This window comes from Nocardia aobensis NBRC 100429, from assembly GCF_000308375.1.
Lineage (GTDB): Bacteria > Actinomycetota > Actinomycetes > Mycobacteriales > Mycobacteriaceae > Nocardia > Nocardia aobensis.
The window spans coordinates 1-7,041 of the sequence record NZ_BAFQ01000076.1 but is presented as its reverse complement, the minus strand read 5'-3'; the positions used below and the strand labels follow the sequence as shown (position 1 = coordinate 7,041).

Sequence of the window (7,041 nt, the reverse complement as noted above, 5' to 3'; positions counted from 1 at the left end):
TGCCCGTGCACGGTCAGCAGCGGCGCCGTGAAATCCGACAGCACCGCGGCCGGCACACTGCGGCCGCCGAGATGGGCCCGGGATCGCCCGTCGCTGCCGACGGTGCGTACGGCGATGACGCTGTCGTCGTCGTCGCGCTGCGCGCCTGAGGATTCCAGCACCTTCTCGACCTCGTCGCGGGCGCTGTCGTGCACATCCTCGACGGTGAACCGGCCCTCGACGACGGCCCGTTGCGCGCCCTGACGCACCCGCCCGGCGTCCGCGCGGGCGCCACCGAGCAGATGCAGTCCGGTGACCACCATGGTCTTGCCGGCACCGGTCTCACCGGTCACACAGGTCAGTCCCTCGTGGAACTGCGCGGTGGCGGTGGATATGACGCCGAGGCCGTCAATCCTGATCTCTGTCAGCACGTGTGCTCTCCGTTCGGCGGTGTTCGCTATCGCCTGAGCCGGGTTGCTCGGTGGGAGTGCGGGCCGGCTCCGTCGCGCGCGGCCGTTCCGGCCGCCGGCCCCGCCAGCCTGTCACGGGTAAGCGGAATTTGCGCACCATCCGGTCGGCGAAGGGGGCGGAATCCAGCCGCACCCAGCGCACCGGTTCGGCACCGCGCACCGCTTCGAATCGCCCACCCCGCGGCAATGCCAGCGTACGCCGGCCGTCCAGGAAGACGATCGCATCATGGCCTGCCGCAACGGTTTCCACCGCGATCCGCGACTCCGGGCTGGTCACCAGCGGCCGCGCGAACAGTGCGTGCGCGTTGCTGGGAATCACCAGCAGCGCCTCGAGTTCGGGCCACACCACGGGACCACCCGCGGAGAAGGCGTAGGCGGTGGAGCCGGTCGGTGTCGCGATCAGCACACCGTCACAACCGAATTGCGATACCGGGCGGCCGTCGACCTCGAGGACGACCTCCAGCACGCCCATGCGGGCCGCATTCTCGATACTGGCCTCGTTGAGGGCCCATCCGCGTTCCACGACCACATCATCGACGCGGACACTGACATCTACGGTCATCCGCTGCTCGATGCGGTAATCGCCGCGCACCACCTGGGCCAACGCGTCGTCGAGATGTTCGGCCTCGGCCTCGGTGAGAAAACCGATGCGGCCCAGATTGATTCCCAGCACCGGCACCCGGGCCGGATGCGCCATCTCCGCGCCGCGCAGGAAGGTTCCGTCCCCACCGAGCGCGAGCACCATCTCACAGCCGACCGCGGCGTCGGGGCCGTGCGGCATCACCCGCACCGGATAGCCGTCGGGTTCGCCGGTGTCGTCGAAATCCAGTTTGGTGCTGTAGGCCTCGTCCTCGAGGACCCGCAGTCCGATTCCGGCATCGGCGAAGATCTTCGCGACCCGATGCGCGGTCTCGAGCAGTTCGGAACGGCCCGGATGGGCGACGAGCAGGATCTCCCGCTTCACTGTGGCCCCTCCTCGACCGCACGCTGCACCAATTCGCTGATATCGGGCTCCGATTCGGTTTCGGCCGAATCGGTGTCCGGTGTGTCGTGGCCCTGGTTTTCCCTGCCCTGGGTTTCCTTGCGCAGCCACAGGAAATATTCGACGTTGCCGGACGGGCCGGGCAACGGGCTGGCGACCACACCGCGGGTACGCAGGCCCAGTTCGGCGGCCGCGGCGGCCACCTCGGTCACCGCCTCGGCGCGCAGAGCCGGATCACGCACCACACCGCCGGAGCCTACTCGCTGTTTACCGACCTCGAACTGCGGTTTCACCATGGGCAGCAGATCCGCACCCGGTGCACAGCAGGCGGCCAGCGCCGGCAGCACCAGCGCGAGCGAGATGAACGACAGATCCGCGACCACCAATTCGACGGGACCGTCGATCGCCTCCGGCGTCAGCGCGCGCACATTGGTGCGGTCGAACACCCGGACCCGCTCGTCGTTGCGCAGCCGCCACACCAGCTGGCCGTAACCCACATCGACGGCGACCACCTCGCGGGCGCCGCGGGCGAGCAGCACATCGGTGAATCCGCCGGTCGAGGCGCCGGCGTCCAGACAGCGCTTCCCGGCGACGCTCACCCCGAGCGGCTCGAACGCCTCCAGCGCGCCCAGCACCTTGTGCGCACCCCGCGAGGCCCACTGGACCTCGTCGGGTTCCTCGCGAACCAGCAGGGGAGTATTCGGCTCGACCGCGGTCGCCGCTTTCGACGCGACCGCACCGTTGATCAGGACGCGTCCCGCACCGATCAGCTCGACCGCGTGTTCTCGCGATCGCGCCAATCCGCGGCGAACCAGTTCGGCGTCCACTCGCGCGCGCCTGGCCACCTCAGATCTTGTCCACCGTCGCCAGGGCGCCGACCAGCACCTCGTGTGCCTGCTCGAGAATGCGCGCCCGCCGGGTGAGATCGGTTCCCGCGCGGTCCACCCCGTCGGCATCGTCACCGCTCTGGCGCCGGCCGCCGGGCAACTCCGCGAGCAGCGCCGCCACCTCGGCCCGCACCTTCTCCGGGTCGGCGAACTCCGCCGTCCCTCCCGCGAGATGCTGCCCGGGCAGCGGAACTCCCGGACGTGGACCGGAGGAACCGGACGGATGCGGACGCGGAATGGGCGTAGTCATGGTGCCGACAACGCTACCGGAGCTCACCGACATCCCGGCAAGCGGCGGCACCGGTGAAACGGAGGTCACGGTGGCGCCCAGCGGCCGCGTGCCGGCCGCGTCCCTGGCCCACCGGCGCTCGTGGACGAGCCGTCGCCCGACCGAGTCACATGCATGCTCCGGCCCCCGGTGTCGGCGGGGAGGGCACGACAGTCGAAATCGGGGCCCGGCGCTGACCGCACGGCGTCCGCAGCCGAAGCCCCAGGACCGGTGGTGTGCGGCAGATGTTGGCACAATGGCGGCGTGGGAGGTAAGCGACGACATGGATCCGCCCGGTTCGTCGCAGTCGCGGCGGCATGGACGGCGACCGCGGTGGTCGCCGCCGCCGAATACGCCCACTGGCGCGCATCCCGGCAACTGCTCGGACCGCGGCGCGAAGCTCGAGCCGGCGACACCGACGCGGTGGTCGTGCTGGGCTACCCGGCCGCCGCCGACGGCCGCACCCGCGCGCTGCAGCGCTGGCGATGCCGCATCGGCGCCCGTTCGCTGCCGCCCGACCGCGAGGGATTCCTGATCTTCAGCGGCGGCGCCGTACACGGCCCCTGGGTCGAAGCGGCGGTCATGGCCGACTACACCCACACTCACCTCGGCGTACCGCCCGAGCGCATCCGCACCGAAACGTCCGCCGAAACCACGTGGCAGAACATCGAATTCACCGTCCCCGCCCTGGAAGGGGCCGACCGCATCAAAATCGCCTCCGACCCCATGCACGCCGCCCGGGCCCGCCGCTACCTGCGGGCGCAGCGACCGGACCTCGCAGCGCGTCTGGTCCCCGCCGACGACTACCGTCCACTGGAACGCTGGTGGCTCAAAATCCCCACTGCCGCACACGAATCCGCGGCGATCAGCCGACGCCGCGCCGGAGCCGCCGCCACCCCGCTACTACGCCGCCTGGGCCTGATTCCGGAGAGCACGGCGGCTTCCATGGCTGCCGAAGATCGCGACGATTGACCGACGAACCGGGCCCGGATCGGGCAGCGCCGATGTACTGGAACACCCGCTCACACAGGGCGACGTCGAAGGTGTCACCGCCGAACGGCAGCCAGTAGGCATCGCCGGGGGCTTATCTAACCGGGGCAGTTGTCGAATCGTGCACGTCGTCTCCCCCGTGCCACAGCAGGGTGCCGTCACCCCGCCGCGAGAGGCCGAGCCATGTGGTCCCCAGCGCCGGCTTCTTGCCGCGTCGGGGCCGAACGAAGTGGCTACCGTAGACAGCCACCCCCACCGCGAGCCGAACCGTTACCGCGCCAATTCGATTGCGCGGCTGGGGTTTTCGTCCAGCAAGCCGGCCAGGTGGTCGATCGCGTCGCCCTCGGGTATTTCCTGCCGGATCACGGGGTGATTCAGCGCGTCGAGGGTTCGGGAGATGTAGGTGGGGCGATGATCGGCAGGGCGGGCGCGCAGGTCGTCGAGAGTGCTGACGCCGGTGAGGACCATCAACGACGGCAGACCGACACACCGGGCGCCGTCGATATCGGTGTCGAGCCGATCCCCCACCACGAGTGCGTCGCGGGTTTCCGCGCGAACCAGCGCATCCTCGAGCAGCGGCGCATAGGGCTTACCGGCTACCACGGGTTCCTGATCGGTCGCGGCTCGCAATGCCGCGACCATCGCACCGTTGCCCGGCGCCAGGCCGCGCTCGTTCGGCAACGTGGCATCCGCGTTCGCGGCCACCCACAGCGCCCCGGCACGTACCGCGTAGGCCGCTTCGGCGAGGTCCGGCCATCCGGTCTGTGGCGAATGTCCCTGCACGACGGCGGCCGGGGCCACCCCGTTGAAACGCCGAATCGGTTGCAGGCCCACCTGTTCGATCTCGGCGGCGAGGTCGTCGGTACCGACGATCAGCACGGTGGAGCCGGCGGCCAGCCGGGAGGCGAGCACGTGCGCGGCCGCCTGCGCACTGGTGACGACATCGGATTCGCTTGCGCCGAAACCCAATTCGCGCAGATGCGCGGCCACCACACCGGCCGACCGGCTGGCGTTGTTGGTGACGAACATCAGCTTCTGCGCGCCGCCGCCGGCGTCCAGGGCCGCCGGTGCGCCGGCGATCACCTCCGCACCCCGATACAGCGTGCCGTCCAGATCCAGCAGGAGAGCCTCGAAGCCCTCCCGAAGCGATGCTGCCACTAGTTACTCCACGTCGTCATCGACCTGTGCGCCCGCGAGTTCGTCGGCACGCTCCTCGGCGTCGGTATCGCCGTCGACATCGGCCGCGGCCGCATTGAGGAACCACTGCAGTGCCTCATCGGACCGGCCGGCGGCGAGCAGCGCCTCCGCATAGGCGTAGAACAACCGTGCCGAGGCGGGACCGGACCGCGAGGGCTCCAGTTCCGGCGTCTGCAAGGTGACCACGGCCTGATCGTATTGGCCCAAATCCATTCGCGCACCGGCGACGACGATCCGCAACTCGGTCGCCTCGTCCCCGGACAGCGCACGCGCCTCGTCGCTGCGGCCGAGTTCGATCGCGCGTTCGGGCCGTCCCAGCCCGCGTTCGCAATCGGCCATGACCGCCAGCAGACCCGAGCCGCCGGACATCCGGCGCGCGGTGCGCAGCTCGGACAGGGCTTCGGCCCACTCACCGGCGTGATAGGCGGTGACACCGGCGGTTTCGCGAACAACCGCGATGCGTCCGGCACGGCGCCGGGCGGCGCGCGCATGTTCCAGTGCCAGCTCCGGGTCCTCGTCGAGGAGCCGGGCGGCCATCACCATGTGCCGGGCAACCGCCTCGGCGTTGTTCTTGTCGAGGCTCAGCAGATCACGGCGCACCGCGCTGTCCAGATCACTCGCCTGCACATCGTCCGGCAACGCGGGCTCGTCGGGCCGCCCCGCCCGGTTCTCGCCGCCGACACGGGATCCTTCGCCACCCCGTCGCCGCGGCTCGCGGTCCTCGAAGTTCGCGCCGGTCTCTGCCGCTTCCCCGGTGTGCGCGGTAGTGTCGGCCTCGTCGGCCGGCCCGAATCGACGCTCGGAGTCCCCGCCACTGCGCCGGAACCCGCCGCGCCGATCACCCTCGCCCCGGCTGTAACCACCCGGACGATCGTCACGACCGCCTGCGCCTCCCGGACGCCGGCCACCTTCGTCGCGCCGGAATCCACCACGGCGATCATCCGTGCCGCGCCCATGACCACCCGAGCGACGATCTCCTTCGTCACGTCGGAATCCGCCCGAGCGCCGGTCGTCGCCCCCGCGTCCGTATCCACCGGACCGCCGGTCGTCGCCACCACCGGAACGGCGATCATCGCCACCACGGCCGTAGCCACCGGAACGACGGTCATCGCCACCCCGGCTGTAACCGCCGGATGGACGGTCATCACCACCACGGCCGGAACCGCCGGAACGCCGGTCATCGCGGCCGCGCTCATAACCGCCGGAACGGCGATCGTCACCACCGCGCGGGTGCCCGCCCGAGCGGCGATCGTCGTCTCCGCGGCCGTAACCGCCCGAGCGGCGATCGTCACCACCACGGCCGTAACCCCCGGAACGACGGTCGTCGCTGTCACGCCGGAAGCCACCCGAACGACGGTCATCGCCACCGCGTTCATTTCCGCCCGATCGACGGTCATCGCCACCGCGCCCGTAACCACCGGAGCGACGGTCGTCGTCTCCGCGGCCATATCCACCGGAGCGACGGTCGTCGTCGCCACGCCTGAAGCCACCCGTGCGGCGATCGTCTCCACCGCGGCTGTAACCGCCGGTGCCACGATCGGATCCACGGCGGTCATCGCCGCGCCCGGTACCACCGCGCCGGTCGTCGTCACGCGCGCCGTAGCCACCGGAGCGGCGCGTATCGTCGCCGCGGCGGAAGCCTCCGGAGCGACGCTCTCCTTCTCCTCGGTCGTGGGCAGGTGTGCCGGAGCCGGCCGAGTCCGGACCGGTACTGCCACGGCGGAAGGGTCTCCTACCGTCGTCATGCTCCGACACAGCGTTACCTTTCTCTGATCCGGCACGAGCAGCCGGTGACGACATGCAGACCGTGCGCCGTTCGCCGGCACCTATCTGCAACCACCATAAATTCAATCACGCGACACGAACGCGTCCCCACTTGCCCGGCCTGGGTGCGCATCGAGAATCGCCCGGCGGCGATCGGCCGTGACTTCTACGGTGCGGCGACGGGGCCCGAGCACAAGGGCGTACATGCGGAAGGCCCCCAACCTGGTGGTTGGGGGCCTTCGCGAATGTATGTTCCGGCGGTGTCCTACTCTCCCACACCCTGGCGAGTGCAGTACCATCGGCGCAGGTGGCCTTAGCTTCCGGGTTCGGAATGGGACCGGGCGTTTCCCCACCGCTATAGCCGCCGTAACTCTATGAAACTGTCACACCCGTGACAGGAAGGAATCGAGGGGCTTCCCCTCGAACACCCCCTCGTGTTCCGGCCGAAACCAGAACAAGGGGCTCGGAGACACCAGGTCCCCGCTCCTTCCCAACACACGAGCA

Annotated in this window: 6 protein-coding genes, 1 rRNA gene and 1 pseudogene; 1 reads left to right on the top strand and 7 read right to left on the bottom strand. The window is 70.1% G+C overall.

Annotation, left to right across the window (positions count from 1 at the left end):
- From RJ03_RS10585 to RJ03_RS10570, 4 genes are all read right to left on the bottom strand, one after another.
- Positions 1 to 410: AAA family ATPase (locus RJ03_RS10585; protein ID WP_036500786.1), on the bottom strand; the 410-nt coding region annotated here is incomplete at its 3' end.
- Entirely contained in the window at positions 388 to 1,413 is a 1,026-nt protein-coding gene (locus tag RJ03_RS10580; RefSeq protein WP_036500784.1) for an NAD kinase, read from the bottom strand. The genes RJ03_RS10580 and RJ03_RS10585, both read right to left, overlap by 23 nt.
- A complete protein-coding gene (locus tag RJ03_RS10575) occupies positions 1,410 to 2,276 on the bottom strand; it encodes a TlyA family RNA methyltransferase (RefSeq protein WP_036500780.1) in 867 nt (288 codons plus the stop codon). The genes RJ03_RS10580 and RJ03_RS10575 overlap by 4 nt, the downstream gene beginning before the upstream one ends.
- Before the next feature lies 1 nt (position 2,277).
- Positions 2,278 to 2,568 carry a hypothetical protein gene (locus RJ03_RS10570; RefSeq protein ID WP_036500777.1) on the bottom strand — a complete coding sequence of 97 codons (291 nt, stop codon included), beginning with the start codon at positions 2,566 to 2,568 and terminating at the stop codon, positions 2,278 to 2,280.
- Between the two features lie 282 nt (positions 2,569 to 2,850).
- Here RJ03_RS10570 and RJ03_RS10565 point away from each other — a divergent pair, with 282 nt between their 5' ends.
- Entirely contained in the window at positions 2,851 to 3,558 is a 708-nt protein-coding gene (locus RJ03_RS10565) for a YdcF family protein (RefSeq protein ID WP_218000945.1), read from the top strand.
- A gap of 288 nt (positions 3,559 to 3,846) precedes the next feature.
- Here the strand turns inward: RJ03_RS10565 and RJ03_RS10560 are convergent, their stop codons facing one another.
- From RJ03_RS10560 to rrf, 3 genes and pseudogenes are all read right to left on the bottom strand, one after another.
- Positions 3,847 to 4,734 (bottom strand): HAD-IIA family hydrolase, encoded by an 888-nt coding sequence (locus RJ03_RS10560; RefSeq protein WP_036500773.1) that lies wholly within the window; start codon positions 4,732 to 4,734, stop codon positions 3,847 to 3,849.
- Between the two features lie 3 nt (positions 4,735 to 4,737).
- A pseudogene (locus RJ03_RS36685) lies at positions 4,738 to 5,847 on the bottom strand (hypothetical protein); the annotation flags it as partial.
- Between the two features lie 942 nt (positions 5,848 to 6,789).
- Positions 6,790 to 6,906 (bottom strand): 5S ribosomal RNA (gene rrf, locus RJ03_RS10545).
- Positions 6,907 to 7,041 lie beyond the last annotated feature (135 nt).

What these genes read in the sequence shown, in the direction of transcription:
- RJ03_RS10570 (WP_036500777.1), bottom strand. Translation starts at nt 2,568, where the DNA reads ATGACTACGCCCATTCCGCGTCCGCATCCGTCCGGTTCCTCCGGTCCA.